The organism is Nonomuraea sp. NPDC050663 (assembly GCF_044456985.1).
Taxonomy (GTDB): domain Bacteria; phylum Actinomycetota; class Actinomycetes; order Streptosporangiales; family Streptosporangiaceae; genus Nonomuraea.
In genome coordinates, this window is sequence record NZ_JBITGL010000007.1 from 119,914 (window position 1) to 146,646 (window position 26,733).

Annotated in this window: 29 protein-coding genes; 15 read left to right on the forward strand and 14 right to left on the reverse strand. The window is 71.6% G+C overall.

The annotated features are described in order from the left end of the window. Positions 1-21 precede the first annotated feature (21 nt). A complete protein-coding gene (locus ACIBH1_RS23185) occupies positions 22-993 on the forward strand; it encodes an ATP-binding cassette domain-containing protein (RefSeq protein ID WP_397315947.1) in 972 nt (323 codons plus the stop codon). After that, the gene (locus tag ACIBH1_RS23190) at positions 980-1,831 is read left to right on the forward strand and encodes an ABC transporter permease (protein ID WP_397315948.1); all 852 of its coding nucleotides are present in this window, start codon (positions 980-982) and stop codon (positions 1,829-1,831) included. The genes ACIBH1_RS23185 and ACIBH1_RS23190 overlap by 14 nt, the downstream gene beginning before the upstream one ends. A 58-nt stretch (positions 1,832-1,889) precedes the next feature. On the opposite strand, the gene ACIBH1_RS23195 is transcribed toward ACIBH1_RS23190, so the two are convergent. Together ACIBH1_RS23195 and ACIBH1_RS23200 are read right to left on the reverse strand one after the other, a co-directional pair. Then, a complete protein-coding gene (locus ACIBH1_RS23195; RefSeq protein WP_397315949.1) occupies positions 1,890-2,618 on the reverse strand; it encodes a YcnI family protein in 729 nt (242 codons plus the stop codon). Between the two features lie 43 nt (positions 2,619-2,661). Further along, a complete protein-coding gene (locus ACIBH1_RS23200) occupies positions 2,662-3,189 on the reverse strand; it encodes an MFS transporter (RefSeq protein WP_397315950.1) in 528 nt (175 codons plus the stop codon). An 85-nt stretch (positions 3,190-3,274) separates the two neighbouring features. Between ACIBH1_RS23200 and ACIBH1_RS23205 the strand changes: the two genes are divergently transcribed. Then, complete coding sequence (locus ACIBH1_RS23205) at positions 3,275-3,754, forward strand: hypothetical protein (RefSeq protein WP_397315951.1); 480 nt, start codon at positions 3,275-3,277, stop codon at positions 3,752-3,754. On the opposite strand, the gene ACIBH1_RS23210 is transcribed toward ACIBH1_RS23205, so the two are convergent. From ACIBH1_RS23210 to ACIBH1_RS23220, 3 genes are read right to left on the reverse strand one after another with little or no spacing between them, the layout of a single operon-like run. Continuing rightward, positions 3,748-4,485 carry an ATP-binding cassette domain-containing protein gene (locus tag ACIBH1_RS23210; protein ID WP_397315952.1) on the reverse strand — a complete coding sequence of 246 codons (738 nt, stop codon included), beginning with the start codon at positions 4,483-4,485 and terminating at the stop codon, positions 3,748-3,750. The genes ACIBH1_RS23205 and ACIBH1_RS23210 overlap by 7 nt on opposite strands. 4 nt (positions 4,486-4,489) lie before the next feature. Continuing rightward, a complete protein-coding gene (locus ACIBH1_RS23215) occupies positions 4,490-5,272 on the reverse strand; it encodes an ABC transporter permease (RefSeq protein WP_397315953.1) in 783 nt (260 codons plus the stop codon). Then, complete coding sequence (locus ACIBH1_RS23220) at positions 5,265-6,050, reverse strand: ABC transporter permease (protein WP_397315954.1); 786 nt, start codon at positions 6,048-6,050, stop codon at positions 5,265-5,267. The genes ACIBH1_RS23215 and ACIBH1_RS23220 overlap by 8 nt, the downstream gene beginning before the upstream one ends. Before the next feature lie 141 nt (positions 6,051-6,191). Here ACIBH1_RS23220 and ACIBH1_RS23225 point away from each other — a divergent pair, with 141 nt between their 5' ends. Continuing rightward, entirely contained in the window at positions 6,192-7,148 is a 957-nt protein-coding gene (locus tag ACIBH1_RS23225; protein WP_397315955.1) for an alpha/beta hydrolase, read from the forward strand. 39 nt (positions 7,149-7,187) lie between these two features. Beyond that, complete coding sequence (locus tag ACIBH1_RS23230; protein WP_397315956.1) at positions 7,188-7,991, forward strand: siderophore-interacting protein; 804 nt, start codon at positions 7,188-7,190, stop codon at positions 7,989-7,991. A gap of 4 nt (positions 7,992-7,995) precedes the next feature. On the opposite strand, the gene ACIBH1_RS23235 is transcribed toward ACIBH1_RS23230, so the two are convergent. After that, positions 7,996-8,334: a hypothetical protein gene (locus tag ACIBH1_RS23235; protein ID WP_397315957.1), complete on the reverse strand. Its 339-nt coding sequence runs from the start codon at positions 8,332-8,334 to the stop codon at positions 7,996-7,998. A 63-nt stretch (positions 8,335-8,397) separates the two neighbouring features. After that, positions 8,398-9,075, reverse strand: coding sequence for a helix-turn-helix domain-containing protein (locus ACIBH1_RS23240; protein WP_397315958.1), 678 nt, complete (start codon positions 9,073-9,075; stop codon positions 8,398-8,400). A 72-nt stretch (positions 9,076-9,147) separates the two neighbouring features. Between ACIBH1_RS23240 and ACIBH1_RS23245 the strand changes: the two genes are divergently transcribed. The 3 genes from ACIBH1_RS23245 to ACIBH1_RS23255 all read left to right on the forward strand — a co-directional run bounded on the left by ACIBH1_RS23245 (position 9,148) and on the right by ACIBH1_RS23255 (position 12,555). Continuing rightward, the gene (locus ACIBH1_RS23245) at positions 9,148-10,173 is read left to right on the forward strand and encodes a sensor histidine kinase (RefSeq protein ID WP_397315959.1); all 1,026 of its coding nucleotides are present in this window, start codon (positions 9,148-9,150) and stop codon (positions 10,171-10,173) included. Next, the gene (locus ACIBH1_RS23250; protein ID WP_397315960.1) at positions 10,170-10,835 is read left to right on the forward strand and encodes a response regulator; all 666 of its coding nucleotides are present in this window, start codon (positions 10,170-10,172) and stop codon (positions 10,833-10,835) included. Before ACIBH1_RS23245 ends, ACIBH1_RS23250 begins: the two co-directional genes overlap by 4 nt. A 121-nt stretch (positions 10,836-10,956) precedes the next feature. Beyond that, entirely contained in the window at positions 10,957-12,555 is a 1,599-nt protein-coding gene (locus ACIBH1_RS23255; RefSeq protein WP_397315961.1) for a protein kinase, read from the forward strand. A 39-nt stretch (positions 12,556-12,594) separates the two neighbouring features. Here the strand turns inward: ACIBH1_RS23255 and ACIBH1_RS23260 are convergent, their stop codons facing one another. The 3 genes from ACIBH1_RS23260 to ACIBH1_RS23270 are packed head-to-tail and all read right to left on the reverse strand — an operon-like array spanning position 12,595 to position 14,662. After that, on the reverse strand, positions 12,595-13,863 hold the full coding sequence (locus ACIBH1_RS23260; RefSeq protein ID WP_397315962.1) for a cytochrome P450: 1,269 nt from the start codon (positions 13,861-13,863) through the stop codon (positions 12,595-12,597). An 8-nt stretch (positions 13,864-13,871) separates the two neighbouring features. Then, entirely contained in the window at positions 13,872-14,063 is a 192-nt protein-coding gene (locus ACIBH1_RS23265; protein ID WP_397315963.1) for a ferredoxin, read from the reverse strand. Then, the gene (locus tag ACIBH1_RS23270) at positions 14,060-14,662 is read right to left on the reverse strand and encodes a TetR family transcriptional regulator (RefSeq protein ID WP_397315964.1); all 603 of its coding nucleotides are present in this window, start codon (positions 14,660-14,662) and stop codon (positions 14,060-14,062) included. The genes ACIBH1_RS23265 and ACIBH1_RS23270 overlap by 4 nt, the downstream gene beginning before the upstream one ends. 103 nt (positions 14,663-14,765) lie before the next feature. On the opposite strand from ACIBH1_RS23270, the gene ACIBH1_RS23275 reads away from it, so the two are divergent. Then, on the forward strand, positions 14,766-15,092 hold the full coding sequence (locus ACIBH1_RS23275; protein ID WP_397315966.1) for a DUF4180 domain-containing protein: 327 nt from the start codon (positions 14,766-14,768) through the stop codon (positions 15,090-15,092). A 183-nt stretch (positions 15,093-15,275) separates the two neighbouring features. On the opposite strand, the gene aceA is transcribed toward ACIBH1_RS23275, so the two are convergent. Beyond that, entirely contained in the window at positions 15,276-16,562 is a 1,287-nt protein-coding gene (gene aceA, locus ACIBH1_RS23280; RefSeq protein WP_397315967.1) for an isocitrate lyase, read from the reverse strand. A 229-nt stretch (positions 16,563-16,791) separates the two neighbouring features. Between aceA and ACIBH1_RS23285 the strand changes: the two genes are divergently transcribed. Then, on the forward strand, positions 16,792-18,255 hold the full coding sequence (locus ACIBH1_RS23285) for a helix-turn-helix domain-containing protein (protein WP_397315968.1): 1,464 nt from the start codon (positions 16,792-16,794) through the stop codon (positions 18,253-18,255). A gap of 45 nt (positions 18,256-18,300) precedes the next feature. Further along, positions 18,301-19,227 carry a glucosyl-3-phosphoglycerate synthase gene (locus ACIBH1_RS23290; protein WP_397315969.1) on the forward strand — a complete coding sequence of 309 codons (927 nt, stop codon included), beginning with the start codon at positions 18,301-18,303 and terminating at the stop codon, positions 19,225-19,227. On the opposite strand, the gene ACIBH1_RS23295 is transcribed toward ACIBH1_RS23290, so the two are convergent. Then, on the reverse strand, positions 19,217-19,942 hold the full coding sequence (locus tag ACIBH1_RS23295; protein WP_397315970.1) for an SDR family oxidoreductase: 726 nt from the start codon (positions 19,940-19,942) through the stop codon (positions 19,217-19,219). The genes ACIBH1_RS23290 and ACIBH1_RS23295 overlap by 11 nt on opposite strands. A gap of 53 nt (positions 19,943-19,995) precedes the next feature. Between ACIBH1_RS23295 and ACIBH1_RS23300 the strand changes: the two genes are divergently transcribed. Beyond that, a complete protein-coding gene (locus ACIBH1_RS23300) occupies positions 19,996-20,706 on the forward strand; it encodes an alpha/beta fold hydrolase (protein WP_397315971.1) in 711 nt (236 codons plus the stop codon). A gap of 45 nt (positions 20,707-20,751) precedes the next feature. After that, entirely contained in the window at positions 20,752-21,885 is a 1,134-nt protein-coding gene (locus ACIBH1_RS23305; RefSeq protein ID WP_397315972.1) for a winged helix DNA-binding domain-containing protein, read from the forward strand. A 233-nt stretch (positions 21,886-22,118) separates the two neighbouring features. Here ACIBH1_RS23305 and ACIBH1_RS23310 read toward each other — a convergent pair whose 3' ends face one another. Beyond that, positions 22,119-22,715, reverse strand: coding sequence for a TetR/AcrR family transcriptional regulator (locus ACIBH1_RS23310; protein WP_397315973.1), 597 nt, complete (start codon positions 22,713-22,715; stop codon positions 22,119-22,121). Positions 22,716-22,850: 135 nt separating this feature from the next. Between ACIBH1_RS23310 and ACIBH1_RS23315 the strand changes: the two genes are divergently transcribed. Then, positions 22,851-23,993: an MFS transporter gene (locus ACIBH1_RS23315; protein WP_397315974.1), complete on the forward strand. Its 1,143-nt coding sequence runs from the start codon at positions 22,851-22,853 to the stop codon at positions 23,991-23,993. Between the two features lie 176 nt (positions 23,994-24,169). On the opposite strand, the gene ACIBH1_RS23320 is transcribed toward ACIBH1_RS23315, so the two are convergent. After that, complete coding sequence (locus tag ACIBH1_RS23320; RefSeq protein WP_397315975.1) at positions 24,170-25,285, reverse strand: MCE family protein; 1,116 nt, start codon at positions 25,283-25,285, stop codon at positions 24,170-24,172. Between the two features lie 91 nt (positions 25,286-25,376). On the opposite strand from ACIBH1_RS23320, the gene ACIBH1_RS23325 reads away from it, so the two are divergent. Continuing rightward, positions 25,377-26,585 (forward strand): acyl-CoA dehydrogenase family protein, encoded by a 1,209-nt coding sequence (locus ACIBH1_RS23325; protein ID WP_397315976.1) that lies wholly within the window; start codon positions 25,377-25,379, stop codon positions 26,583-26,585. Positions 26,586-26,733: the final 148 nt, after the last annotated feature.

Consider the following 26,733-nt stretch of genomic DNA (forward strand, 5'->3'; position numbering starts at 1 on the left):
GAGTCACCTGCGGAGCTGACTGTGCGGGCGCCCGAAAGGGCGCCCGCCGCCCCGCCCGCAGCCGGGGACCCAGCGGGCGCGGCGATCGTCACGCGCGGGCTCACCAAACGTTTCCGCGGCGGCCAGGTCGCCGTCGACGGCCTCGACCTGACCGTGCCGGCGGGCAGCGTCTTCGGCTTCCTCGGGCCCAACGGCTCGGGCAAGACCACCACCATCCGCATGCTGCTCGGCCTGGTCGCCCCCACCGGCGGCACGCACGAGCTGCTCGGCCTGCCGCTGGCCAGGGCGCTGCCCGCGGTCGGCGCGGTGGTCGAGGGCCCGGCCTTCTACCCCTACCTGTCCGGTTCGGCCAACCTGCTGCGCTTCGACGCCGCCAACCCCGCCGCCTCCGGACGCGACGCCGCAAGGCGGGTCGGCCAGGCGCTGGAGCGGGTGGGCCTGTCTGCGGCGGCGGGCAAACGGTACCGGGCCTACTCGCTGGGCATGCGCCAGCGCCTGGCCATCGCTGCGGCCCTGCTGACGCCGCGCCGCCTGCTGGTGCTCGACGAGCCCACCAACGGGCTCGACCCGCAGGGCACCCGCGAGGTGCGCACGCTGGTCAAGGAGATCGCCGCCGACGGCACCACCGTCTTCGTCTCCTCGCACCTGCTCGCCGAGGTCGAGCAGATGTGCACGCACGCGGGCATCATGAGCCACGGCAGGCTCGTCGCCCACGGCACCCTGGACGAGCTGCACGCGGGCCGTTCGGCCCGGCTGCGGGTCGAGACGCCCGACCTGGCCCACGCGGCCGGGATCCTGGCCGCGCTCGGGCTGGCCGACGTGCGCGCCGCGGGCGAACAGGTCACGGCGGAGCTGGGCGAGCACGCGCCCGACCAGGTCAACGCCGAGCTGGTACGGCAGGGCGTGGCCGTACGAGGGCTGGCCGTGGCCCGGCCCAGCCTGGAAGAGGTGTTCGTCGGACTGACCGGGGAGGGTTTCGATGTCGACGGCTGAGGCGCTGGTCCTGCCCGCCACCCGCACGTCCGTCACCTGGCGGCTGCTGCGCTCCGAGCTGGCCCTGACCTTCCGGAGGCCGCGCAACCTCGTCATGCTGGCCATCCTGGCGGCGGTCCCGATCATCATCGGCGTCGTGATCCGGCTGGTCGGCTCCGAGGGCGACGCGAGCGGCATGATCGCCCAGACCGCGGGCAACAGCCTGATGCTCACCGTGGTGTCGCTGTTCGTCCTGGTGCCGCTGCTGATGCCGGTCGCGGTCGCGGTGGTGGCGGGCGACGCGATCGCCGGGGAGGCCGGCACCGGGACGTTGCGCTACCTGCTGACCGCTCCGGCCGGCCGGGGCAGGCTGCTGGCCGTGAAGTACCTGAACGCCGTGCTGTTCGGCCTGGCGCTCACCCTCACCGTGGCTGCCGCCGCGCTGCTGACGGGCCTGGTGCTCTTCCCCGCGGGCGACGTCACGCTGCTGTCGGGCACGACCATCTCGCTGGGGGAGGGGCTGCTGCGGGTGCTGGCCATGGTCGGCTACGTCGCGGCGGGCATGGCGGCGCTGGCCGCGGTGGCCGTGGCCCTGTCGACCTTCACCGAGGTCGCCATCGGCGCCATCGCCGCGACGGTGGTGCTCATCATCGTCACGCAGGTGCTTCGGGCGATCCCGCAGCTCGACTGGCTCGCGCCGTACCTGCTGCCCACCCGGTGGACCGGCTTCGACGGACTGCTGCGCGACCCGGTGCCGGTGGCTGAGATCTGGCAGTCGCTGCTGGCCTTCGGCGCCTACATCGTGCTGTTCTGCTCGCTGGCCTGGGCCCGCTTCAGCGGCAAGGACATCACCTCCTGAAGGCGACCGGGGGAGCGGCGGACGCGGGCCTTCGCCCGGCCCGCCGCTCCCGGGCACGTCAGGCGCGGCGGCGCAGGCCCAGCACGCCGACCACGACGCCGACCACGCCCACGACCAGCCCGGCGCCGCCGAGCAGGCGGGCGGTGCCGTCGGTGGTGTCCGACGCCGCCACGGGCGTCACCGACGGCCCGGCCGGCTGGGTGGACGCCTGGGCGGCGGGCGCGGTCGTGGCGGGAGCGGCCCCGTGGCCGTCGCCGGTGGGCGGGGTGAGCTTCAGCACGGGAGCCGGGTGCTCCACCTCGGCGCCGTCCGCGGCGGGCGGGTCGGCCCACTTGACGACCTCGCCGCTGGAGTAGGTCTGGGTGGCGGGGAAGACCAGCTGGTCGACGCCGGTGGGCAGGCGGCCCATCGAGACCTCGAACTCCTGGAACTCGCCGGGGTTGATCTTCCCGCCCGACCAGACGACCTTGGTGACGGCCTCCTCGAGCTCGCCGTCCTCGACCTTGACCGGGGTGGGCAGCTTGCTCTCCACGACCTCGGCCTTCCAGCCGGGCAGCGGCTTCACCGAGACGAAGGCCAGCGGGTGGTCGGTCGGGAACGACACCTCCAGCTTGGTCGTGCCGGCGTCGTCGCGTTCGTTCGGCACCCGGAAGGCGACCTTGGTGAAGCCGCCCTGCGGGGCGGTGCCGGGCTGGATGGTGACGTGGGCCAGCGCGGGCATCGCCAGGCCGAGCGTGAGAGCGGTGGCGGCGGCGAGCACGCTCGCGCCACGGCGGATGTAGGACATGAGAACTCCACTGGGAGAGATACGCGAACGGGGTGTCAGGGGATCAGGCGGGCAGTGGAGGACCGCGCCTGCTGACGATGTGCCGCAGCTCGCTCTGACGCGCGAGCACGGGCACCGGGAGGATGGGAGCCTGCCGCGTCATGGGCAGGCCGGGCAGGACGAACAACGCCAGGCGCAGGAACAGCCGCCGCAGCAGCGACCACAACGCGCTCTCGCCGCGCGCCAGCCACCATCCGGTGACCAGGGTGGCGCCCAGGTGCGCCAGGAGCATGCCGACGCTGACGCTCAGCCCGCCGCCGCCGTGGTGGGCGGGAAGGTAGTCGGTCTGGGTGCCGAACAGCTCGTGCAGGCCCAGCTGCGTGGCGCCGAGCGCCACGGTGAGGACCGGCTGGCCGCGCTCGGCCCCGCCCAGCGTCAGCGCCACGAGGAAGACCGCGCCGGTGCCCAGGGCCAGCGTGACCGCGGTGGGCGCCGCACCCTCCGCGACCAGGTGCGCGAGGGCGGCGAGCAGCACGCACACGGCCGAGAAGGCCGCCGCGCGGATGGCTCGCAAGGGGGCGTGTGCGTTCATGGGCGAACCCATGCTCTCACGTGTACCAAGGCGTGCAATCCCTGGCCGATTTGTGTGCTTTGTCGCTAGGGTCGGAGCAGAGGTGATGTTCGTGCGGCATTTCGCAGGTTTGCTCGTCGGGCTGGTGGTAAGCGCCATCCTGCTCGGCGGGGGCGGCTGGGCTGTGTACCAGGCGACGGCCAGCGCGCTGGCCAATCCGCCCGGGGGACGGCCCATGTGGATAGCCCTGGGCGCCATGGCCGCCGTCGGCCTGGTGCTCGGACTGGTGATGTCGGGGCGGATCTCCCCGCTGGCCACCTTCGTGCCGTCGATGGTCCTGCTCGCCTGGACCGTCGTCTACGTGCTCGACATCAACCGCGCTCTGTCCTTCATCCCCAAGGAGCCGTCGGTGCACCAGCTCCTGCGGGAGGCGGGCCTGGGCAACCAGACCCTGCTGACGACCGGCGTCTACGCCCTGCTGGGCGTCGCCCTCTTCCTGCCCGTGCTGATGCCCTCGCGCTGGGCACGCCGTGACGAGGACCTGGAAGAGGACGACTACGAGTCCACGCAGGGCGCGTACTACTGAAGAGAGCCGGTGTAGAGCCGGGTGACGACCTCCTCCAGTGAGGACTCCCCGGCCATCAGATCCTCCAGCGTGCCGTCGAACCCGAGCCGGCCGTGGTCGATCACCATCACCCGGCGGCACAGTCGCTCGATGTCGCCCAGGTCGTGGGTGGTGAGCAGGACCGTCGTGCCCCGCTCGGCGTTGGTCCGCTGCAGGAAGTCGCGGATGCCCGCCTTGCTCACCACGTCCAAGCCGATGGTCGGCTCGTCGAGGACCAGCAGGTCGGGCCCGTGCAGCAGCGCGGCGGCCAGGTCGCCGCGCATGCGCTGGCCGAGGCTGAGCTGACGCACCGGCCGGGCGAGGAACTCCGCCAGGTCCAGCGTCTCGACCAGCTCCTCCAGCCGGGTCGCGAAGAGCTTGCGATCTACTTTGTAAAGGAGCCGGATCAGTTCGAAGCTGTCCTTGAGCGGCAGATCCCACCACAACGTGGTGCGCTGCCCGAAAACCACACCGATGCGCCGGGCCAGCGTCGTGCGCTTGCGCGAGGGATCGAGCCCGGCCACGCGCACCCGCCCCGAGGTGGGGGTGAGGATGCCGCACAACATCTTGATCGTGGTCGACTTCCCGGCGCCGTTGGGCCCCAGGTAGCCGACGAACTCGCCCGGCTCCACGCGGAAGCTCAGGTCCTGTACGGCATGCACGACCTGCCGCTTGACCTTGAAGGAGCGCCCGGCGCCCAGTAGCTCGATCATCTTCTCAGCTCCCCGTCGAACGGTAGTGGCGGATGCCCTGACGCCAGGCCAGCCCTGACAGCGCGAGCAGGATGAGCGCCGCGGCGGGCGCGAGCAGCCCGGCCCAGGAGGGCAGGCCGAACGGGTCCTGGCGGCCCAGGACGTACAGGCCGGGCAGCCAGTTGACGAAGGCCAGCGGGAGCACGAACGTGGTCGCCCTGACCAGGTCGCGCCCGTAGATGCTGAGCGGATACTGCACGTAGGTGCCGCTGCCGTAGGTGAAGGCGTTGACCACCTCGGGCGCGTCGGTGAGCACGAACTGCAGAGCCCCCGCGAAGGTCCACAACGCCGCGAAGATCGCCAGGCCGCACAGGACCATCACCGGGATCATCCACGGGCGCTCCAGCTCCAGCGCGGCCACGGCGTACCAGAGCACCGCGGCGGCCTGCAGCACCCGGCCGATGCGCGCGGGGAAGAACCGGTCGGTCGCCAGCTGGATCCAGGCGCTGACCGGGCGGATGAGCACGGTGTCGAGGCTGCCGTCCCTGATGTGCTGGCTGACCCGGTCGATGTTGCTGAACAGCAGGTCGGCCAGGGTGAAGGCGAGCGAGGCCGTGCCGTACAGGAACAGCACCTCCTCCCTGCCGAACCCGCCGAGCGAGGTGGTGTTGGCGAAGATGACGAGGATGACGGCCAGGTCGATGCCGGCCACGACGAAGCCGAAGACCGTCATGAGGGCGAAGGAGGCGGGGTAGGCCGTCGCGGCCCTGGTCCAGGTCCACGCGAGCAGGACGTAGCTCCTAACCACCCTGGATCACCACCTTGTAGCGGATCAGGCGGGTGCCGGCCGCGCCCAGGGCGAGCAGGACCGCCGCCCACACCACCTGGAAGACCAGGCCGTCGCTTTTTCCGAGGTAGACGTCCATCGGGACCTGGACCATGGCGGCGAACGGCAGCGAGCGGGCCAGCTCGCCGAGCCAGCCGGGGAAGATGGTCAGCGGCAGGACCAGGCCGCTGAAGAAGGTCATCAGGACCATCGAGACGGTGGCCACGCCGCGCTCGTCGATCAGCCAGCAGACCGACAGCGCCACCAGGTAGCGCCAGGCGAAGCTGACGACGACGCCGAGCGCGAACGACAGGGCGAACAGTGCCCACCGGCCGGGGCTGTCGGGACGGGTCAGGCCGAACAGCAGGGCGCCCAGGAGGGTGGGCGGCAGACCGCGCACGACCAGCAGGTAGCCGGCCCTGCCCAGGTCCTCGGCCAGTGTCCAGGCTTGGAGCGAGGCGGGCCTGACCAGGTCGAGGGCGATGTCGCCGCTGCGGATGCGCTCGGGGATGCCCAGGCCGCCGCCGAACAGCTGCATCGGGCCGATCATGGCCTGGGTGATGAAGCAGAAGGTGACGGCGTCGACCACGTCGTAGCCGCCCAGGTGCGGCCTGGCCTGCCACAGGGCGATGAGGACGTAGGCGCGCAGGATGCCGAAGACGGAGTTGGTGAAGGCTCCGGCCAGGGCGGCCCAGACGTAGGTGGCGTGCTTGCGGAAGCCGTACAGGACGAGGGTGGGATAGAGGTAGATGGCGGTCACCTCCGGAGCGTGAGGGAACGACGACAGCCCGTGCCCACGGGTGGACACGGGTCGACGGGCGCGATTATCCGCGCGGCGGTCGCGGGTCGGCAACCCGATTAAAACGATGTTCTGGGGGAACCCCTCCTTATGGAGGCTCGCATGCTCGACCAGGACCTCTTTCCCCGTCACCCTCTCAGCTGGCAGGCCCGCGCGCTCACCCACGTGCTGCGCGGCGCGGTCAAGCCGATCGGATCCCTGTTCCTGCGTCACCCGCTCGCGCTGACGGCGTGCTCGCTGCTCAAGGCCGTCCCGATGCGCCCGCCGAGCCATGTCGGGATCGTCCCGCACCGGTTCGCGCGCTGCGGCGGCGAGTGGGTGCGCGCCGGGCTGGGCCTGGACGAGCGCAAGGCGCTGCTCTACTTCCACGGTGGCGGCTACTTCTCCTGCTCGCCCGCCACCCACCGGCCTATCACGTGGCGCCTGTCGGTGGCGGCCAGGAGGCCGGTGCTGGCGCTCGACTACCGCCAGGGGCCGATGCATCCGCTGAAGGCCTCGCTGGAGGACGCGCTCGACGCCTACGAGTGCCTGCTGGAGCGCGGGCACGAGCCCGGCGACATCCTGCTCGCGGGCGACTCGGCCGGCGGGCACCTGACCCTGGCCACGCTGCTGGCGCTGCGCGACCGGCGCAGGCCGATGCCCGCGGGCGCGATCTGCCTGTCGCCGTGGGCGGACCTGACCGACTTCCCGCGCCGGGCCAACCGGTGGCAGGACCCGATGTTGTCGGCCTCGCGGGTGCGGTGGCTGGCCAGGCGGTGGACGGCGGGGCTGGACGCGCGCGACCCGCTTGTCTCGCCGGTGCTGGGCGACTACGCCGGGCTGCCGCCCCTCATGATCGTCACGGGGTCGACGGAGGTGCTGCGCGAGGAGGACCGGCGGGTCGCGGTGCGGGCCCGAGCGGCCGGGGTGCCGGTGCGTTACGAGGAGTGGGACCGCATGCCGCACGTCTTCCCGATGCTGGCCGACGTGCTACCCGAGGCCAGGCTGGCCTACCGGCACATCGCGGAGTTCGTCGCCGATCTCGGGGCCGCCGATTCGGCATCCGCGGCCGCCGCCTGATAAGTTAGGGTTACCTAACTAGTCTCGTGGGGGTTCAGGATGGCGCACCGAGGTGTCGTGTTGCGAACCGAGCGGATCACGCCGCACATGATCCGCGTGGTGCTCGGCGGTGACGGGCTGGCCGGCTTCGCCACCTCGGGCCTCACCGACCACTACGTCAAGCTGGTCTTCCTCCAGGAGGGGGTCGACTACCCCGAGCCCTTCTCCATCGACGCCTGCCGCGAGAGCGTGGCCCGCGAGTTCTGGCCGAAGCTGCGCACCTACACCGTGCGCGCGTGGGACGCCGACGCGGGCGAGCTCACCCTCGACTTCGTCTACCACGGCGACGAGGGCCTCGCCGGGCCGTGGGCGGCCGCCGCGCGGCCGGGCGACGAGATCTACATGCTGGGCCCCGGCGGCGGCTACGCGCCCTCGGCCGAGGCCGACTGGCACCTGCTGGTGGGTGACGAGAGCGCGCTGCCGGCGATCGCCGCCGCGCTCGAGAGCCTGCCGGAGGACGCCCTCGTGCACGCCTTCATCGAGGTGGAGGATCCGGCCGAGGAGCAGAAGCTCGACTCCAGGGTGACGTGGCTGCACCGCGGCGACGCGCCGGTGGGGGAGCGGCTCGTCGACGCGGTGCTGGCCCTCGACCACCCCGAGGGGCAGGTCCACGCCTTCGTCCACGGCGAGGCGGGCTTCGTCAAGGTGCTGCGCCGCCACCTGCGCGTCGAGCACGGGCTGCCGATGGCGCAGCTGTCGATCTCGGGCTACTGGCGGCTCGGCGTCGACGACGAGGGCTGGCGCCAGGTCAAGCGCGACTGGAACCAGGCGATCGAGGCCGAGGAGGCCGCGGCCCTCACCTGAGGGGTCACTGCGTGCAGAACGGCGTCGGCCGGAAGTCGATCTGCCAGAAGTAGGCCGTGCGGTAGGCGGCCGGCACCTCGCGGGCGCCCTGGCACAACTCCAGCGTGCCGCCGGTGGTCAGCAGCTTGACCTGGCAACCGGGCGGCGGGTAGTTGCGGTAGGAGCCGACGACGCGTCCGGGCACCGGGTTGATGAAGTCGACGCACTCGGTGAGCTCGTGGGAGACGATCGGGTTGGCGAAGCCGGTGTCCGAATAGAGGGTGAAGCCGTACTTCTCGGCGCCGGCGGGCGAGGCTCCGATCATGAGCACCAGGGCCGCCAACGCTGCTGTCAGAACTCTCATGGCGCCAGGATGCCGACCCGGCGCGCCGCTCGTCCTTGGCACATGACGACCTGTTGCCTGCAGTCAGCGCACTGACTGGCGGTAAAGGCTCGGAGGCATGCCGTAGGCCGAGCGGAAGGCGCGGCTGAACTGCGCGGCGTCGCGGAAGCCCCACCGCGAGGCGACGGCGGCGATCGAACGGTCGCCGTCGGCCAGGTCGCGGCGGCAGCGCTCCAGGCGCCTTCGCCTGATCACCCCCGACACAGTGCCGCCCTCGCGCTGGAAGAGGCGGTGCAGGTAGCGGGTGGAGATGCTGCAGGCGCTCGCCACCCGGCCGGGCGTCAGGGCCGGGTCGTGCAGGTGCGCCTCGATGTAGGCGTACGCCTGCCGTACGAGAGGGTGGGTGGCGTCGTCGGGGGCATGCTCGATGGCGGCGGCCAGCAGGTCCATCAGCACCGCGGTCAGCCGGGGCGCGTCGGTCTCGGTCAGCTCGCGGCCGTGGGCGGCCAGGGTCAGCACGAACTGCGTCAGCAACGCGCCCACCCCGCGATCGCCCGCGAGCCTCAGGGGGACCAGCGGCCGCACCCGCCGCTCCGGCAGCGGGAGCAGCGCGCGCGGGAAGGCCAGCAGCAGCCCGCACGGCGCCAGGAGCGGGCGCGAGGCGTCGTCGAGCACCAGCTCGCCCGGCCCCAGCCAGAGCTGGTAGTGCCCGGGCCCGCCGGTGCGCGGACGCGGAGCGCAGCCGGTCCTGTGGACCAGCACGGAACCGACCCTCGTTGTGTGCACGTCGCCGTCCCCCGGGCCAGTGCCAGTGTGCGACGTAGGCTGCGCGGTATGGTGCCCCCTCCGCGCCGTTTCGTCGCTGATCTCATCATCGCCGCCGTGGTCGCGGCTGTCATCGTCTTGGCCGTTTTCGTCGGGCAGGTCGACCTGCGGCCCGCGTGGCCGTTCGGGCACGTGCTGCTGGCCGCTGCGTGCGCGCTGCTGGCGGCGCGCACCCGCGCGCCGGTCGTGGTGCTGGCCCTCCAGATGGTCCTGACCTGGAGTTACTTCCTGCTCGGCTACCCGGAGGTGCCGGTCTACCTCGGCACCGTGGTCGCGCTGTACACCGTGGCCGACCTGCGCGGGACGTGGGTGGCGCTGCTGTTCGCGCTGGCGGGCGTGGGCGGCATGGTCTGGCAGGAGCTCGCGGACGGCGTGCCGCGCCAGGACACGGTGCTGATCGGAACCGGGCTGCTGCTCGTCGTGGTTGCGGGCGCGTCGCTGCGTGACCGGCGCGTGCTGGCGGCCGAGAGCAGGCGGCGCGCGGTCGCCGAGGAGCGCCTGCGCATCGCTCGTGACCTGCACGACGCCGTCGGCCACCACCTGTCGCTGATCAGCGTGCAGGCGGGGGCGGCGCTGCTGCGTTTCGACGAGCGTCCCGACAAGGCGCGCGAGGCGCTGGCCGCGGTCAAGGAGTCGAGCCAGGAGGCGCTGCGCGACCTGCGCGGCGTCGTCGGCGAGCTGCGGGAGGGCTCGCCCGCGGGCATCAGGCGGCTGGCGGCCACCAGCCCGCTGGAGGTGGAGTTGTCGCTGCCCGAGCTGGAGTTGCCGCCGCAGCTCGGCCTGACCGCCTACCGGATCGTGCAGGAGGCGCTGACGAACGCCGCCCGTCACTCCTCGGCGAGCCGGGCGCGGGTGGCGCTGGCCGTACGGGACGGTCAGCTGGTGGTATCGGTGACCGACGACGGTGCGGGCGAGGGCGGCTGGGTGCCCGGGGACGGGCTGCGTGGCATGGAGGAACGGGTGGGGGCTCTGGGTGGATCGCTGAGGTACGGTCCCGGCGTGCTGGCCACGCTGCCGCTGGGGGAGGGCGCATGACACGGGTGCTGCTCGCCGACGACCAGCGCCTGGTGCGGGCGGGCTTCCGGCTGATGCTGGAGGGCGAGCCCGACCTGGAGGTGGTGGGAGAGGCCGACGACGGTCCCGAGGCCGTACGGCAGGTGCTCGAGCTGCGGCCCGAGGTGGTCCTCATGGACGTGCGCATGCGCACGGTCGACGGCATCGAGGCGACCAGGCGCATCGTCGCCGACCCTCGCCTGGCCGGGTGCCGCGTGGTCATCCTGACCACCTTCGACCTGGACGAATACGTCTACGGGGCGCTGCGCGCGGGGGCCAGCGGGTTCCTGCTGAAGGACACCGAGCCGATGGAGCTCATCCACGCGGTGCGGGTGGCCGCCAGGGGCGACGCGCTCATCGCGCCCGCGGTGACCCGGCGGCTCATCGCGGAGTTCGTCCGCCGCGAGCGGGCCGACGCGCCGCTGGAGCTGGGCGGGCTGACCGCGCGCGAGCGCGAGGTGCTGCATCTGGTGGGGACCGGCCTGGCCAACGAGGAGATCGCGCGGCGGCTGGTGCTCAGCCCGGCCACGGTCAAGACGCATGTGAGCCGCATCCTGACGAAGCTCGCGGCGCGTGACCGGGCGCAGCTCGTGGTGATCGCCTACGAGGCCGGCATGATCACACCCCGCTGGCTCCGTGAGTAGCCAGTTTTCGCAGGTGTCACTGGCATTTACTTACCTTTGAGAAAGATGTCGCTTACCCGCCATACCGCATAGGAAAGTCCGGAGAAATCGGCCTCCCGTCGGGGTCAGAGTGTGCCTTGTCGTGCACACCGACCGGAGGGGCGAAGACCGGATGGCGCGAGGCGGATCGGGTGAGGGCATGCCGCCCGGCGTGCGACCGCTCACGGTGGGCGATCCCGTCATCATCGGCCGGTACCTGCTGCTGGGCCGGCTCGGCGTCGGCGGCATGGGTGTGGTGTACCTGGCCGAGCACCCCCGCGGCGGGCTGGTCGCGCTCAAGACACCCCACGCGGTCCACCTCAACGACGCGACCCTGCGCGCCCGCTTCGCCGAGGAGATCTCCTCCTCGCGGCGCATCGTGCCCTTCTGCACCGCGGCCGTGCTCGAGGACGGGCTCGACCGCAACCGGCCCTACCTGGTCACCGAGTACATCCGCGGGCCCGCGCTCAACCAGGTGGTCTCCGAACGCGGGCCGCTCACCCCCGACCTGGCCTACGGCGTCGCCCTGGGAACCGCCGCCGCCCTGGTCGCCGTGCACGACGCGGGACTGGTGCACCGCGACCTCAAACCGGCCAACGTGCTGCTGTCGCCGCGCGGGCCCTGGGTGATCGACTTCGGCATCGCCCGCGACCTGCACGGCTCCGGGGGCGAGTCCGACCCGCTCACCCAGGCCGGGCAGGTCATGGGCAGCCCCGGCTGGGTGGCGCCCGAGCGGCTCACCGGCGGCCCCGCCGTACCGGCCTCCGACGTCTTCTCCTGGGGCTGCCTGGTCGCCTACGCCGCCACCGGCCACCACCCGTTCGGCTCGGGCGAGCAGGAGACGCTCATCCGCCGCATGCTGCTGGAGGCGCCGCGGCTGGCGGGCGTGCCGGAACTGCTGCGGCCCGCCGTCTCCGCCGCGCTGGCCAAGGCGCCGCAGGACCGGCCCAGCTCGGCCGAGCTGCTGCGGGCGCTCCTGGCCGCCGGGGGCGTCGGCGACCCGTGGGACCTGCGCGAGGCCGTCGCGCGGGTGCTGGGCGAGATCTGGACCGCCGTGCCCGCCGTGTCGGTGTCGCAGCCGCCCCGGCGGGAGGAGCGGCAGACCGGCCAGACCGCGCCGCGCCGCCGCCGCGCGCGGCAGAGCGCCCACCTGTCGCACGCCAGCTTCGCGGCGCTGGCCACGGTCTCCATCGCCGCGCTCACCGTGGCCGCGGCCTCGGGCGGCGTCACCGGATTCGGCGCCGTGCCCGCCCCGGAGACCGTGCCGATCATCCGGCCGCACGGGTCGGCCGAGTCGACCATCCGGCCGATCGTCGCGGGCACCTCGCAGATCGCCACGCCGTCGGCGCCCGGCTCGGGCGAGCCCACGATCATCGTGACCAGGACGGCCACGGTCAAGCCGTCGTCCGTGGTCAGCAGCCGGTCGATGCCCGGCTTCCAGGACGGCACGCCGCGGGGCGACGGGCGCGACGACGAGCCGCCGCCCGACGGGTGCCTGAACCCGGCGGGGAACCGGCGGGGCAACTCGAAGCGGTGCCCCGAGCCGTCGTCGAGCATCAGCAGCATCCCGCAGGAGGGTCCGGGCGAGGAGTCGCCCACGCCGACGCCCAGCGGGTCGATCACCACGATCCCGCAGGAAGGGCCGGGGGAGGAGTCCCCGGCCCCGACGACCTCCACGGTCCCGTCGGCCACCGGATCGTGAGCCGTACGGCCCGTACAGCCCGGCTCCCGGCCTACGTGGTCAGCCGATCCTGAGCGGCAGCGTGCGCGGCCCTCTGACCTGCCCGGTCGCCCAGGTCACCCGCTCCGGGTCGGCCAGCTCGAAGTCCGGGAAACGCTCCAGCCACACCTCCAGCGCCACCCGCAGCTCCATGCGCGCCAGGTGCGAGCCCACGCAGCGGTGGATGCCCAGCCCGAAGGCGGCGTGCCGGTTGACCTCGCGGTCGATCACCACCTCGTCCGCCCGGTCGAACTGCCCGGGATCGCGGTTGGCCGCCGGGAACGACAGCAGGATCCAGTCGTCGGCCTTCATGTCGGCACCACGCCAGTGCATGTCGTGCTTGACCAGCCGCGCCATGGTGACCGGCGCGAAGGCGCGCAGCAGCTCCTCCATCGCCGTGGGCAGCAGGTCCGGCTGCGAGACCAGCCGCTCCCGGTCGGCCGGGGTCTTGGCCAGGTGCCAGAGCGAGGCGCCGATCGCGCTCCACGTGGTGTCGATCCCGGCGATCAGCAGCAGCGCCATCGTGCCGGCCACGTGGTTCGGCTCCAGCTTCCTGCCGAAGATCTCCGCCTCGATCAGGTAGGTCGTCAGGTCGTCGCGCGGGTTGTCCAGGTGGTCGTGGATCTGCCTCATCAGGTAGTCGAACAGCTCGTTCGAGCTCTGCAGCCGCTGCTCGGGCGGCAGGTTGATGCCCTCCAGGGCGCTCTCCACGAACTCGCGGAACTGCGGGCCGTCCTCGGGCGGGAAGCCGAGCATGTCGGCGATCACCCGCATCGGGATGTGCTGGGCGTAGTCGTGGGCGGCGTCCACGACCTCCTGTCCCTGCAGCTTGTCGATCAGGCCGTGACAGAAGGCCCGGGTGGCCGGTTCCAGCGCCGCGACCCGCGTCTTGGTGAAGGCGGGCAGCAGCAGCTTGCGCGCGTGCTGGTGGAAGGGCGGGTCGGAGGAGATCGGCGGGACGGCGCCCATGGGGGCCAGGTCGAGCGAGGGGCGCACGTTGCTGACGATGATCGCCCGGGAGGAGAAGTTCTCGGTGTCGTAGGCGATCGCCGAGACGTCCTCGTAGCGGGTCGGCAGCCAGGCGCCGCCGAACCGGTCGGTGTGCGCGATCGGGCAGCGCTGCCGCAGGTCGTCCTGGATGGGATAGGGATCGGCGGCCCACTCCGGTTCGGCGTGGGAGAAGTCGGTCGCCCAGTCGGAGACCGGGCCGGTGACGACCTCGTTGATGATGGCCGGCATGCGGTCGTCCGGCTCCTTGCTGAGCTGGGCGAAGCGGTCATCCACGGTCATGGGGACTCCTAGACGATCTCGATGGCGCGCTCGGGACAGTTGGCGACCGCCAGCCGGGCCGTACGCTCCTGCCCGTCGGGCACCTCGCCGGCGGCCAGGACCCTGCCGTAGCCCTCGTCGTCCTCGCCGAACAGCTCGGAGGCGAGGTCGTAGCAGCGGCCGTGGCCCTGGCATCGTTCGCTGTCGATGCGCACTTTCATTCGTGGCTCCGTGGTGGTGGTGCGAGAGCGGACACGAGACGGCCGAGCAGCGCGCTCCAGTCGGCGTCGGACACCTCGTGCAGGTCGGGGGTGACGAGGGCGCTGCCCATCGCGAGCAGCAGGCAGAAGTGCGCCAGCGCCTCCGGGGACAGGCCGGAGTCGAGCTCGCCCGCGCTCTGCGCGACCTGGACCAGCCCGGCCAGCCAGTCGGTGCGCTCGCCGACGTAGCCGCGCATGGGGGCGGCGACCTCCTCGTCGCGGCGCGCGGCGACCAGGGCCTCGACGATCAGGTAGCCGGCCGCCTCGCGCCGCCGCGGCAGGCACCTGCCGACGACGAGCAGCAGCTCGGTGATCGAGCGGTCGGGGTCGGCCGCGAACAGGTCGGCCAGCAGCTCGGGACCGTGCCTGCGCAGGGCGGCGACCATGAGTTCGGCCTTGGAGCCGAAGTGGGAGTAGAGCGCGCCGTTGCTCACCCCGGCGGCGGCCGCGATGTCCGCCACCCGGGTCCCGTCGTAGCCTCGCTCCGCGAAGACCTCGGCAGCGGCCTGCAACAGCCGCTCTCGGGTTTCCGCTGCGGTCACACCGGCGATACGCCCCATAGGCGAATTAAATGAGTGTTCATTTCATTCGTCAACGGTATGGTGACATTTCCTGATCAACTGGGGGTTCGCAGTGCCCATCGCCGTCACTCACGGAGTCCGCGTGCTCACCGTCCCGGCCGACGGGCCGCCGATCGCGGGCGAGCAGGACGCCCTCGACCTCATCGGCGAGGCCTTCGGCGAGCAGGCCGAGATGGTGGTCATCCCGGCCGGGCGGCTCGGGCCCGACTTCTTCCGGCTCTCGACGCGGCTGGCGGGGGAGATCACGCAGAAGTTCGTCAACTACCGGCTGCGGCTGGTCGTGATGGGCGACATCGCCGCCCACGTGGCGGGCAGCACGGCCCTGCGTGACTACGTGTACGAGGCCAACCAGGGCAGCCACCTGTGGTTCGTGGCCGACGAGGCGGAGCTGGCCGGCCGCCTGGCCTGACCCCCTCGACCGCGGAAGGCCCGGACCGTCGCGGTCCGGGCCTTCGGGTGCAGATGGGGTGGCCATCTGACTTCCGCGGGCCGGTTCCCTGGGCGGGTCCGCGGAAGCGTCTGTTGGTGCACCCCCGGCTGACGTGGACAGCCGGGGGTGCGAACCCTCCTCAGCCCAGGAGGGAGCCTGTTTCTAGTGGAACTGCTCCTCCTCCGTGCTGCCGCGCAGCGCGGTGGTGGAGGAGTCGGGGGCGATGGCCGTGCTGACCAGGTCGAAGTAGCCGGTGCCGACCTCGCGCTGGTGCTTGGTGGCGGTGTAGCCGCGCGACTCGGCGGCGAACTCCTCCTCCTGCAGCTCCACGTAGGCGGTCATGCCGTCCTGCGCGTAGCCCTGGGCCAGGTTGAACATCGAGTAGTTCAGCGAGTGGAAGCCGGCCAGCGTGATGAACTGGAACTTGTACCCCATGTGGCCCAGCTCCTTCTGGAACTTGGCGATCGTGGAGTCGTCGAGGTGCTTCTTCCAGTTGAACGACGGCGAGCAGTTGTAGGCCAGCATCTGGTCCGGGTAGACGTCCTTGATGGCCTCGGCGAACTCGCGCGCCACGTCCAGGTCCGGGGTGGAGGTCTCCATCCACAGCAGGTCGGAGTGGGGCGCGTAGGCCAGGCCGCGGGCGATGCAGGCGTCGACGCCGTTGCGCACCCGGTAGAAGCCCTCGGCGGTGCGGTCGCCGGTGGTGAACTGCTGGTCGCGGGGGTCCACGTCGCTGGTCAGGAGCGTCGCGGCCTGGGCGTCGGTCCGCGCGATGACCAGGGACGGCACGCCGCAGACGTCGGCGGCCAGGCGCGCGGCGTTGAGCGTCTTGATGTGCTGGCCGGTGGGGATGAGCACCTTGCCGCCGAGGTGGCCGCACTTCTTCTCGGAGGCCAGCTGGTCCTCCCAGTGCACGCCCGCCGCGCCGGCCGCGATCATGCCCTTCATGAGCTCGAAGGCGTTCAGCACGCCGCCGAATCCGGCCTCGGCGTCGGCCACGATGGGGGCGAACCAGTCGTCGGGGGCGTCGGCCGTACCCTCGGACCAGGTGATCTGGTCGGCGCGCAGCAGCGCGTTGTTGATGCGGCGCACGACGGCCGGCACCGAGTTGGCCGGGTACAGCGACTGGTCGGGGTAGGTCTGCGCGCCGAGGTTGGCGTCCGCAGCCACCTGCCAGCCGGACAGGTAGATCGCCTTCAGGCCGGCCTTCACCTGCTGGACCGCCTGGTTGCCGGTCAGCGCGCCGAGCGCGTGGACGTAGTCCTCGGTGTGCAGCAGGTTCCACAGCCGCTCGGCGCCGCGCCGGGCCAGCGTGTGCTCCTCCTGGACGCTGCCGCGCAGGCGGATGACGTCCTCGGCCGTGTAGGACCGCTCAATGCCGGCCCAGCGGGGGTCGGTCTCCCACTCGTGCCGCAGCTCCTCAGCCGCTCCCTTGAGGCGATCGTTCATGTTCGCTCCTTATGTCGTCCCCTGGGTGCTTGTTGATGAGTGTGTGTCCCCGTGCAACCCCCTGACACCCCCTCATCGAGAGTGAAGAACGTAGAAAATTCTGCTAGAGAAAATACTCACGGGTATTCCAAAGAGAAAAAGTCGCAACTTTTCCCGTTGGCCTAGACCAATCCAGCGAGGTCGGGACAAGCCATGGAAGAACGGCAGAATTTCTGTCTATGATGCGGACATGGCCTCCTTGCTCAGCGAAGAACCGTTGTCTTTGACGCAGGAGCTGGATCTGATCGCCTTCGGTCAAAGGCTGCGCCACCTGCGCAAACAGCGCGGCCTGACGCTGTCCGACCTGGGCGAGCGGGTCGGGCGCGCACCCTCGCAGTTGTCCCTGCTGGAAAACGGCAAACGCGAGCCGAAGCTGACGCTGCTCAAGGGTCTGGCCGCCGCGCTCAACGTGCCGGTGGAGGAGCTGCTGCGCCGCCAGGCGCCCAACCGCCGCGCCCAGCTGGAGATCGCGCTCGAGGAGGCTCAGCGCGATCCCCTCTACGCCGGCCTCGGCCTGCCCCGCCTGAAGGTCTCCGCCCGCGTCCCCAACGACGTGCTGGAGCACATCCTCGGCCTCTACGGCGAGCTGCGCTCACGCCAGGCCCGCGGCACCGCCACCCCCGAGGAGGCCCGCGCCGCCAACGCCGAACTGCGCCGCCGCCAGCGCGAACTGGGCAACTACTTTCCCGAGATCGAGCTGGCCGCCGCCGAGGCGCTGGCCTCGGTCGGCTACCGCACCGGCGCGCTGTCGCAGTCGACCGTGCAGGCGCTGGTCACCCACTTCGGCTACACCGTGCACACCGCCCAGGACCTGCCGCGCTCTGTGCGCTCCATCGCCGACACCCGCAACCGGCGCATCTACGTCAAGAACGAGCAGCTGGGCATGCACACCCCGCGCACGATCCTGCTGCAGACCATCGGGCACCTGGCGCTCGGCCACGGCAAGCCGCGCGACTTCGCCGACTTCCTGCGCCAGCGCACCGAGGCCAACTACTTCGCCGCCGCCGTGCTCGTGCCCGAGAAGACCGCCGCCTCCTTCCTGGCCGAGGCCAAGCACGACAGGGCGCTGTCGGTGGAGGACCTGCGCGACGTCTTCGCCGTCTCCTACGAGATGGCCGCCCACCGCTTCACCAACCTGGCCACCACCCACCTCGGGCTGGTCTGCCACTTCGTGCGCAACGACGCGGGCGGGATCATCTACAAGGCCTACGAGAACGACGGCATCGTCTTCCCCGCCGACGAGCAGGGCGCCATCGAGGGGCAGCGCATGTGCCTGCAGTGGTCTGGCCGGCAGGTGTTCCTGTCACCCGACCGCTTCTCGGTCTTCTACCAGTACTCCGACTCCCCGACCGGGACCTACTTCTGCGTGGCCCACGTCGACCCCTCGCGCGAGCGCGACTTCGCCATCACGCTCGGCGTGCCGTACAAGGAGTCACGCTGGTTCCGCGGGCGCGAGACCACCAACCGCACCAAGTCGACCTGCCCCAGCGGCGAGTGCTGCCGCCGGCCGCCGGTCGAGCTGGCCGAGCGCTGGGACGGCTACGCGTGGCCGTCGGCGCGGGCCAACTCGCACGTGCTGGCCGCGTTGCCACCCGGCTCGTTCCCCGGCGTCGACGAGGCCGACGTCTACTCCTTCCTGGAGCGTCACGCGTGAGCCCCTATCCTGGACACTGATCAGGGTGTCGGGGGAGGGGCGGGCGTGCTGCCTGAGGTTGAGTCGTGGCTGCGCGACCGGAGCTTCTCGGCGTCCGGCTGGTCGCTTCCGCGCCTCCACGAGCTGAAGGGCTCCACCACGGTCAGCGTGGTGCTGCCCGCGCGCGACGAGAGCGCCACCGTGGGCGAGATCGTCCGCGTCATCCGGCGCGAGCTGGCCGGGCTGGTCGACCAGGTGGTCGTGATCGACTCGCGCTCCACCGACGACACCGCCGCCGTGGCCGCGCGCGCCGGAGCCGAGGTCCACGCGCAGGACGAGATCCTGCCCTCGCTCAAGCCCCTCGACGGCAAGGGCGAGGCGTTGTGGAAGTCGCTGGCCGTCACGCACGGCGACCTGATCGTCTTCATCGACGCCGACCTGCGCGACTTCCGGTCGTCGTTCGTCGCGGGACTGCTCGGGCCGCTGCTGGCCGACCCCTCCGTGCACTATGTGAAGGGACACTACGACCGCCCGCTCGGGAACGCTCCCACCGGCGGCGGCCGGGTGACGGAGCTGGTCGCCCGGCCGCTGCTCAACCTGCACTGGCCCCTGCTGTCCGGCTTCATGCAGCCGCTGGCCGGCGAATACGCCGGGCGCCGCTCCGTCCTGGAGCGCGTGCCCTTCGTCACCGGCTACGGCGTCGAGCTCGGGCTCCTGGTCGACCTGCTGGAGCTGTCGGGGCTCGACGCGCTCGCCCAGGTCGACCTGGGCTCGCGCGCCCACTCCCACCAGTCGACCGAGGCGCTGGGCGGCATGGCCGCCCAGATCATGCTCGCCGCCTGGTCACGGCTCGACCGTCAGGGCAAGGCCCTCATGCTGGAAGAACCGTCCGTACGGCTGACGCAGTTTCACCGGAGCGCCTCGGGGCACCGGGTGGTCGACCGCGACGTCTCCATCGCCGAGCGACCCCCGATGATCACGATCAACCGCTGATCCCCCCGTCGCTCTTGAGCAGCTGGCCGTTGATCCAGCCGCCGGCCGGCGAGCACAGGAAGGCCACCAGGTCGGCGCTGTCGCTCGGCACGCCCAGCCGGCCCAGCGGCGTGGCCTGCACGATGTGCTTCTTCAGCTCCTCGTCCATCCAGCCGGTGTCGTTGGGTCCCGGGTTGACGACGTTGGCGGTGATCCCCATCTCCGCGAACTCGCGGGCCGCCGCCAGGGTGATGCGGTCGAGCGCGCCCTTGCTCGCGCCGTAGGGCAGGTTGTGGACCGTGTGGTCGCTGGTGAGAGCGATGATCCGGCCCTCGCCGAAAGGTACGGCATGGCGCGTGCCGTACTCCTTGATCAGCAACCACGTGGCCCGGGCGTTGACCGCGAAGTGCAGGTCGAAGCTCTCCACGCTGGTGGTCAGGATCGAGGAGTCGACCGACTCGGCATGGCACATGACCAGCGCCGTGACCTTGCCGAGCGTGCTCTCCACCTGGTCGAAGATCCTCGCCGGCGTTCCCGGGTCGGACAGGTCCGCCTCGATCGCCAGATCGGCGTCCTTCGCGCCGTCGTCGCTGCCCCACGGCATACGGTCGTCGTAGGGATGCCAATAGGTCGCCGCCGTCGCCCATCCCTGCTCCGCCAGCCGGCGCACCACCGCCGCGCCGATGCCCGCCGTCCTGCCGACACCCGTGACCAGTACTGTCTTCTTCTCCGTCATCCCACCATGATCCTCTCAGGATTCTGTCGGTGGACGACCCTAGAGTGCCGGGCATGACTGCCGCACCCGTAATTCTGGTCCCCGGATCCTGGCTCGGCGCCTGGGCGTGGGACGAAGTCGCCACCCAGCTGCGCTCCGCGGGCCACCACGTCACGGCGATCACGCTGCCCGGCCTCGAGTCCCCCGACGCCGACCGGTCGGCCATCACCATGGACGACCACGTCGAGGCCATCTGCGCCGCCGTCCGCGAGGCCGGCAGGCCCGTGGTCCTCGCCGTGCACAGCAGCTCCGGCGCGCCAGGCTACGGCGCCAGCGACCGCGTGCCCGAGCTGGTCGCGGCGATGGTCTACGTCGACTCGGCGCCCGCCAAGGGGGCGCTCGACCCGACGTTCAAGGGAGTGGAGCACGCGCTGCCGTCCTTCGAGGCGCTGAAGGAGGACGGCGAGAACCTCGACGGGCTGACCGAGGAGCACCTCGCGCGGTTCCGCGAGCGGGCCGTGCCCCAGCCCGCGTGCACACAGCGGGAAGCGGCGGAGTTGACGAACGAGGCGCGGCTCGACGTGCCGTCCGTGGTCGTCTGCACGGGTTTTCCCTCGGAGCAGGTCAAGGCGGCGGCGGGGGAGGGGTATGCCTGGGTGGCGGGGCTGCTGGAGCTGCGGCAGGTGACGTACATCGACCTGCCCACGAGCCACTGGCCGATGTGGTCGCGGCCGCAGGAGCTGGCGGCGATCATCGGTGACGTGGCCAAGGGACACGGGTCCTGAGGGCAGACGGCCCCTCCGCCCGCCGACCGACTTGGAGACGATCACGTGGCGTTGACCATGCGCCGGCTCAACCGGGCGACGCTCGCGCGGCAGCTGCTGCTGAGCCGTGAGCCGCTGCCGGTGCCCGAGGCCGTCCGGCGCGTCGGCGCGCTGCAGGCGCAGGAGGCCGCCTCGCCGTACCTCGCCCTGTGGAACCGGCTCGCCGGGTTCGACCCCGCCGACCTCGACGCCGCCTTCGCCGCCCGCGAGGTGGTCAAGGCGACGCTGATGCGCATCACCCTGCACGCCGTTTACGCCGACGACTACCCGGCCCTGCACAACGCCATGGTGCCCAGCCTGCGCGGCTCACGCCTCTACGACCGCCGCTACACCGGCGCCGGACTCACCGTCGCCGACGCCGACGCGCTCCTGCCGCACCTGCTCGGCTTCGCGGCCACCCCGCGCGCCAAGGCCGAGATGGAGGAGCTGATCCGCGAACGCCTCGGCATCGCCCAGCCCCGCCTGTGGTGGGCGCTGCGCACCTTCGCGCCGCTCCACCACATCCCGACCGGCGGCCCCTGGTCGTTCGGCCCGCGCGGCTCCTACGCCGCCACCCGCCTGCCGATCCTGCCCGACGAGAGCAGGCAGGAGTCGGTGCGCCGGCTGGTCAGACGCTACCTGCAGGCGTTCGGCCCGGCCTCGGTGCTCGACGTCGCACAGTTCAGCCTGCTCGGCAGGGCGGTGGTCCGCGAGGCGGTGGCGGGCCTCGACACCCTCGAAGGGCCCGGCGGGGCCGTGCTGTACGACGTGCCAGGCGGGCTGCTGCCCGGCGAGGAGGTGGAGGCGCCCGCCCGGCTCCTGCCCATGTGGGACAGCGTCCTGCTCGCCTACTCCGACCGCAGCCGCGTGATCCCGCCCGACCTGCGGCGGCTGGTGATCCGGCAGAACGGCGACGTGCTGCCGACCCTGCTCGTCGACGGCTACGTGGCCGGGGTGTGGCGGCCCGTCGAGGGCGGCATCGAGGCGACCGCCTTCCGGCCGATCGGCGATCGCGGGTGGGCGGAGCTCGAGATGGAGGCCCGGGCGCTGGTCGCGTTCCTGTGGGGGCGCGATCCGGCGGTCTACCGGCGGTACTCCCACTGGTGGGGCAAGTTGCCGGAAGGGGAGGTGCGCGTGCTGGGGGCTGGTCGGTCCTCGTAGTCGCCGCCCCCGCAGGCCGCGGTTGGCCAGGAGGTCACTGGCATGCGCACCCTCCTCCGTGGGGTCCGGGAGGTGCGCACCTCCCGCACCCTCCTCCGCCGGGAGCGAGAGGTGGGCCCCGCGCTCTCCCGCTCGACCGCGTGGCGGCGATCCGACGAGTGCCTCCCGCTCGCGGCGGAGGACGCATCGGCCGTGTCCAGCGGGCGCCCTGCGCGGTACGGCGGGTTCTTCGTCTACGAAGGCGGGCCCTGCCGACCGCCGTTCAGGGCGGCCGCGGTGAAGGCGCTGACATGCTCCCGGAGCGCCTCGTGCTCCCCGTCACCCTCCCCGACCATGATGCGGGCCAGCTGCGGCAACATCGACGGCAGCAACGCCAGCCCCGTCAGCACGAACAACGTGCGAGCCGTACTCTCCGACGGCTCCTGGCCCAGCCCCTCGGCCAGCGAGGCGTTCTTGCGGCGGCACCGCTCCACCCGGGTCTCCTGCCCGGGCAGCAGCTCCTGCCCGCGATAGTTGAGCGCCTCCCACATCAGCAGCCGCACCACCTCGGGATGCTTGTCGTAGTAGCCGCTCAGCCGCGTGACGTAGTCGACGGGATCGGCTCCTGGCAGGGCGATCTGCGCGGTGAGGTCGTCGAGCGCGTCGGTGATCACCGCGTCGAAGAGCTTCTCCTTGTTGCCGAAATGCCCGTAGATGCGCTCCTTGTTGACCCCTGCCAGCTCGGCGATGCGGTCGACGCGGGCGCCGGCGATGCCGTGAGCGGCGAACTCGCGACGGGCGGCGTCGAGGAGGGCGGCGCGGGTGGCGGAGGTGGAGTCCTTGGGCGGCATGAGGCCATCCTAGCGCTACCAACCAGTTGGTTGACATCCAACTGGTTGGTTGGCTAGCGTCCGTGAACCATGAAGACCGCCACGCATGCGCAATCACGGCACGCCAGAACGGCGCCGACCCTGAACCTCTTCGTGTTGACCGCCTTGATCGTCTCCGGCCAGCTCTACGTCGTGATCCCCCTTCTGCCCGCCATGGCCGATGGCTGGGGAGGAGGCGCCGGCGGCTGGGGAGGAGGCGCCGGCGGCCTCACCTGGCTTGTGACCGCCTTCGCCCTCGGCTACGGCGCCGGGTTCCTGCTGTTCGGACCGCTTTCCGACCGGTACGGCCAGCGCAGGGTGCTGATGTGGGGCATGCCGCTGGCCGCCCTGGCAACCGCCTTGGTCGCCGCGAGCCCAGGGCCGGAGGCCGCGATCGCCCTGCGCGTGCTGCAGGGCCTCCTCGTCGCCGCCTTCCCGCCCGTCGGCATGGCCTACCTGGCCACCCGCCTGGACCCGCGCCACCGCACGGTCGCCCTCACCGCCGTGACGGGCGCCTTCCTCGCCTCCGCCGTGCTGCTGCAGATCGCCGCCCAGGCGCTCAGCGGCCTGATCGGCTGGCGAGGGCTGTTCCTGCTGTCGGCCGCCGGACTCGCCGCGGCGACAGCCGCTCTGCCCGCGGTCATGCTCCCCGACGTGCCGCCCACCCGGGCACGCTCGATCTGGGCGACGTACCGGATCATGCCGTCGCTGCTGGTCAGTCGTACCCTCGGCCCGCGATACCTGGCCAGCCTGCTGCTCCTGGCCGGATTCGTGGCGGTCTACACCGGGTTGCAGCTCTCGGGCGTCATGTCGTCATCCAGCGAGCTGTTGTGGTTGCGGGCTGCAGGGCTGCCGTCCATGATCCTGGTTCCGCTGCTGATGCCGTTCGTGCGTGACGTGCGCGCGCCTCGCCGCGCGGTCGTGTTCCTGCTGGCCGCGGCCGCCGCGCTGGCGCTCACCGGATGGATCATGCCCGGCACGGTCGGGCTGGCGGTGCTGCTGGCCGTCTACATCGCGGCGATCACCGCGGGCCTGCCGTCGCTCAACGAGTCCGTCTCGGAGGGCGCCGGATCGGCGCGCGGCACCGCCATCGCCCTGTTCTCGGCGTCGATCGCTGCAGGTGGCGCGCTCGGGCCGCAGGTCGCGGGCCTGTTCCCGGGATTCGCCTGGCTCATGTACGGCTTGGCGGCGCTCATGGTGCTGGCGGCGCTCGCCGTACTGCCGACCACGCGCAGCACCACACCGGCGACGCGGCCCTAGCGTCATGCGGGCTTTCGCGTCATCGTGGCGAACCTAGCGCCATCCGGGCGACCCTATCGGCATTCCGGGTGGACCTAGCGCCATCCGGGCAGACCTAGCGCCGTCCGGGCGACCCTAGCGGCATCCAGGCAGACCTAGCGCCATCTGGACGAGGCTAGCGTCACCCCCCGGCGGACCTAGCGTCCTCCCGGCGGTCTCGCCAGGCCGCCGAGCGTCAGATCGGTCTTCTCTCCGGGCTCGTCCCGCGCGACCAGCCCGGAGAGGTCGATCCCTGCGGAGCCGAGCGCCCGCCCGAGCGGGTTGAGCGGTTCCAGCAGGGGCTCGCACTGCGAGGGCGGCGTGCCGAGCGAGTAGGCCAGCGAGCACAACCACATCGCCATGTCATCGGTCTGCCCGTTGAGATCGATCCGCGCCCGGAACGTCCCCGACTGCGGATCGTAGGCGTTGCTCGCGTTGTTGATCGCCAGCGGAGCCGTACTCAGGAAGGTCTCGATCGAGCGCCGGTGCCTGGACAGCAGCCCCGTGATCCGAGACAGGTCCTTCGCGTTCGCGCTGATCTCGCCGCGGTTGTCCTCGACGAACCCGGCCACCCGTGTCAGCGTGCCCGACAGGGCTACCAGCATGGCGCGCAACTCCTCGCGCTCACCCTTGAGCTGCCCCGACACCGTGGCCAGATCGCCCATGAACCGGCGGATAGCGGCGTCGTCGCGCGCCATGGTCTCGGTGATCGCCGCCAGGTTGCGCACGGTCTGCCCGAACTCCTCCCGCCCGGACGTCAGCGCCTCTGCCGCCCGCGCGAGCCCTTCGACGGTCTCGGCGGCCTTCGTGCCCTGGCCCTCGAACGTCTCCGCCGAAACCCCCAGCAACCGGGCGAGCCCCCCGCCGCTGTCCGGTCCGAGCGCCCGCGCCAGCTCGTCGAAGGCGGCCATCGCCTCGTCGATCTCCACCGGCACCCGCGTCCGCCCGAGCGTGCCGCCGTCGGCCAGCACCGGCCCCGAGGTGTACGGCGGAGCCAGCTGCACATATCGGTCGGCCACCACGGACCTGGCCACCAGCACCGCCTCGGCGTCGGCGGGCACCTTGCCGTCGTACTCCAGCACCACCCGCACCCGGGTCCCCATCGGCGTGACCTCGGCCACCCGGCCCACCTTCACGCCGAGCACCCGCACGTCGGAGCCGGGATACAGCCCCACCGCGCTGTCGAACCAGGCCGTCGCCCGCGTGGCGTCGTGACCCGGCAGCAGCAGGAATCCGGCTGCCAGGGCGAGCAGGGCGACGATCGAGCGCTTCATGAGTGACGGCCATGTTACTCACAGCAAGGCTTCTCCCGGGCTTCTACCGACCGGTAGGGTGTTACCCGAAGTAACACGTAAGGAGTCCCCCATGACCGGCTTCAACCCGGAACTCAGCCCCGACGTGATCGAGGTCCGCGATTGGGTGCGCACCTTCGCCCGCGACGTCATCCGCCCCGCCGGCGCCGAATGGGACGAACGCGAAGAGACCCCGTGGCCCGTCATTCAGGAAGCCGCCAAGATCGGGCTCTACTCGCTCGACTTCTTCGCCACCCAGTGGTTCGAGCCCTCGGGCCTGGCCCTGCCGGTCGCCTTCGAGGAGATCTTCTGGGGCGACGCCGGCATTGGCCTGTCCATTGTCGGCACCGGCCTGGCCGCCGCGGCCCTGTCCGCGAACGGCACGAACGAGCAGATGGGGGAGTGGCTGCCGCGCATGTTCGGCACCCCCGACGACGTCAAGCTCGGAGCCTTCTGCGCCTCGGAACCCGACGCCGGATCCGACGTCGGCGCCATCCGCACGCGTGCCGTACGCGACGGCTCCGACTGGGTGCTCAACGGCGTAAAGACCTGGGCCACCAACGGCGGCATCGCCGAGGTCCACGTCGTCGTCGCCTCGGTCGACCCCTCCCTCGGCACCCGCGGCCAGGCGACCTTCGTCATCCCGCCCGGCACACCCGGACTCTCGATGGGCCAGAAGTTCCGCAAACACGGCATCCGTGCCTCCCACACCGCCGAGGTCGTGCTCGAAGACGTCCGCGTGCCCGAATCATGCCTGCTCGGCGGTCTGGACAAGCTCGAAGCCCGCCTCGCCCGCGCCCGCGCCGGCGAACGCACCGGCCACCAGGCGGCCATGCGCACCTTCGAGACCACCCGGCCCTCCGTCGCCGCCATGGCCGTCGGCATCGCACGCGCCGCCTTCGAATACGCCCGCGACTACGCACGGGAGCGCGAGCAGTTCGGCCGCAAGATCGGCGAGAACCAGGCGATCGCGTTCATGCTCGCCGACATGGCGACGCGCGTGGACGTGGCGCGGCTGCTCACGTGGCGAGCGGCGTGGATGGCGCGGAACGGGCGGCAGTTCGACCAGGCGGAAGGGTCGATGTCGAAGCTGGTGGCGGGGGAGACGGCGGTGTGGGTGACGGAGCAGGCGGTGCAGATCTTGGGCGGGGCGGGGTACACGCGGGAGCATCCGGTGGAGAGGTTTCATCGGGATGCGAAGATTTACACCATCTTCGAGGGGACTTCGGAGATCCAGCGGTTGATCATCGGGCGCGCGGTTACTGGACTCCCTGTTCGCTAGGTTGACCAGCGAAAACGCGCCCCTGCCGGGTCGGCGTGGCCGAGGTGCTCGGTGAGTTCTTTGGTCGAGACGCCTCCCGCGAGGGTGATGCTGGCGTAGTAGTGGCGGAGCTGATGAGTTCCTTCGCGGCGGGTGGTCAGATAGCGCG

What these genes read in the sequence shown, in the direction of transcription:
- ACIBH1_RS23230 (WP_397315956.1), top strand. Translation starts at nt 7,188, where the DNA reads ATGGCGCACCGAGGTGTCGTGTTGCGAACCGAGCGGATCACGCCGCAC.
- ACIBH1_RS23300 (WP_397315971.1), top strand. Translation starts at nt 19,996, where the DNA reads ATGACTGCCGCACCCGTAATTCTGGTCCCCGGATCCTGGCTCGGCGCC.
- aceA (WP_397315967.1), bottom strand. Translation starts at nt 16,562, where the DNA reads ATGAACGATCGCCTCAAGGGAGCGGCTGAGGAGCTGCGGCACGAGTGG.
- ACIBH1_RS23250 (WP_397315960.1), top strand. Translation starts at nt 10,170, where the DNA reads ATGACACGGGTGCTGCTCGCCGACGACCAGCGCCTGGTGCGGGCGGGC.
- ACIBH1_RS23310 (WP_397315973.1), bottom strand. Translation starts at nt 22,715, where the DNA reads ATGCCGCCCAAGGACTCCACCTCCGCCACCCGCGCCGCCCTCCTCGAC.
- ACIBH1_RS23245 (WP_397315959.1), top strand. Translation starts at nt 9,148, where the DNA reads ATGGTGCCCCCTCCGCGCCGTTTCGTCGCTGATCTCATCATCGCCGCC.
- ACIBH1_RS23225 (WP_397315955.1), top strand. Translation starts at nt 6,192, where the DNA reads ATGCTCGACCAGGACCTCTTTCCCCGTCACCCTCTCAGCTGGCAGGCC.
- ACIBH1_RS23210 (WP_397315952.1), bottom strand. Translation starts at nt 4,485, where the DNA reads ATGATCGAGCTACTGGGCGCCGGGCGCTCCTTCAAGGTCAAGCGGCAG.
- ACIBH1_RS23260 (WP_397315962.1), bottom strand. Translation starts at nt 13,863, where the DNA reads ATGACCGTGGATGACCGCTTCGCCCAGCTCAGCAAGGAGCCGGACGAC.
- ACIBH1_RS23190 (WP_397315948.1), top strand. Translation starts at nt 980, where the DNA reads ATGTCGACGGCTGAGGCGCTGGTCCTGCCCGCCACCCGCACGTCCGTC.
- ACIBH1_RS23295 (WP_397315970.1), bottom strand. Translation starts at nt 19,942, where the DNA reads ATGACGGAGAAGAAGACAGTACTGGTCACGGGTGTCGGCAGGACGGCG.
- ACIBH1_RS23205 (WP_397315951.1), top strand. Translation starts at nt 3,275, where the DNA reads ATGTTCGTGCGGCATTTCGCAGGTTTGCTCGTCGGGCTGGTGGTAAGC.
- ACIBH1_RS23325 (WP_397315976.1), top strand. Translation starts at nt 25,377, where the DNA reads ATGACCGGCTTCAACCCGGAACTCAGCCCCGACGTGATCGAGGTCCGC.
- ACIBH1_RS23200 (WP_397315950.1), bottom strand. Translation starts at nt 3,189, where the DNA reads ATGAACGCACACGCCCCCTTGCGAGCCATCCGCGCGGCGGCCTTCTCG.
- ACIBH1_RS23285 (WP_397315968.1), top strand. Translation starts at nt 16,792, where the DNA reads ATGGCCTCCTTGCTCAGCGAAGAACCGTTGTCTTTGACGCAGGAGCTG.
- ACIBH1_RS23265 (WP_397315963.1), bottom strand. Translation starts at nt 14,063, where the DNA reads ATGAAAGTGCGCATCGACAGCGAACGATGCCAGGGCCACGGCCGCTGC.
- ACIBH1_RS23235 (WP_397315957.1), bottom strand. Translation starts at nt 8,334, where the DNA reads ATGAGAGTTCTGACAGCAGCGTTGGCGGCCCTGGTGCTCATGATCGGA.
- ACIBH1_RS23320 (WP_397315975.1), bottom strand. Translation starts at nt 25,285, where the DNA reads ATGAAGCGCTCGATCGTCGCCCTGCTCGCCCTGGCAGCCGGATTCCTG.
- ACIBH1_RS23195 (WP_397315949.1), bottom strand. Translation starts at nt 2,618, where the DNA reads ATGTCCTACATCCGCCGTGGCGCGAGCGTGCTCGCCGCCGCCACCGCT.
- ACIBH1_RS23270 (WP_397315964.1), bottom strand. Translation starts at nt 14,662, where the DNA reads ATGGGGCGTATCGCCGGTGTGACCGCAGCGGAAACCCGAGAGCGGCTG.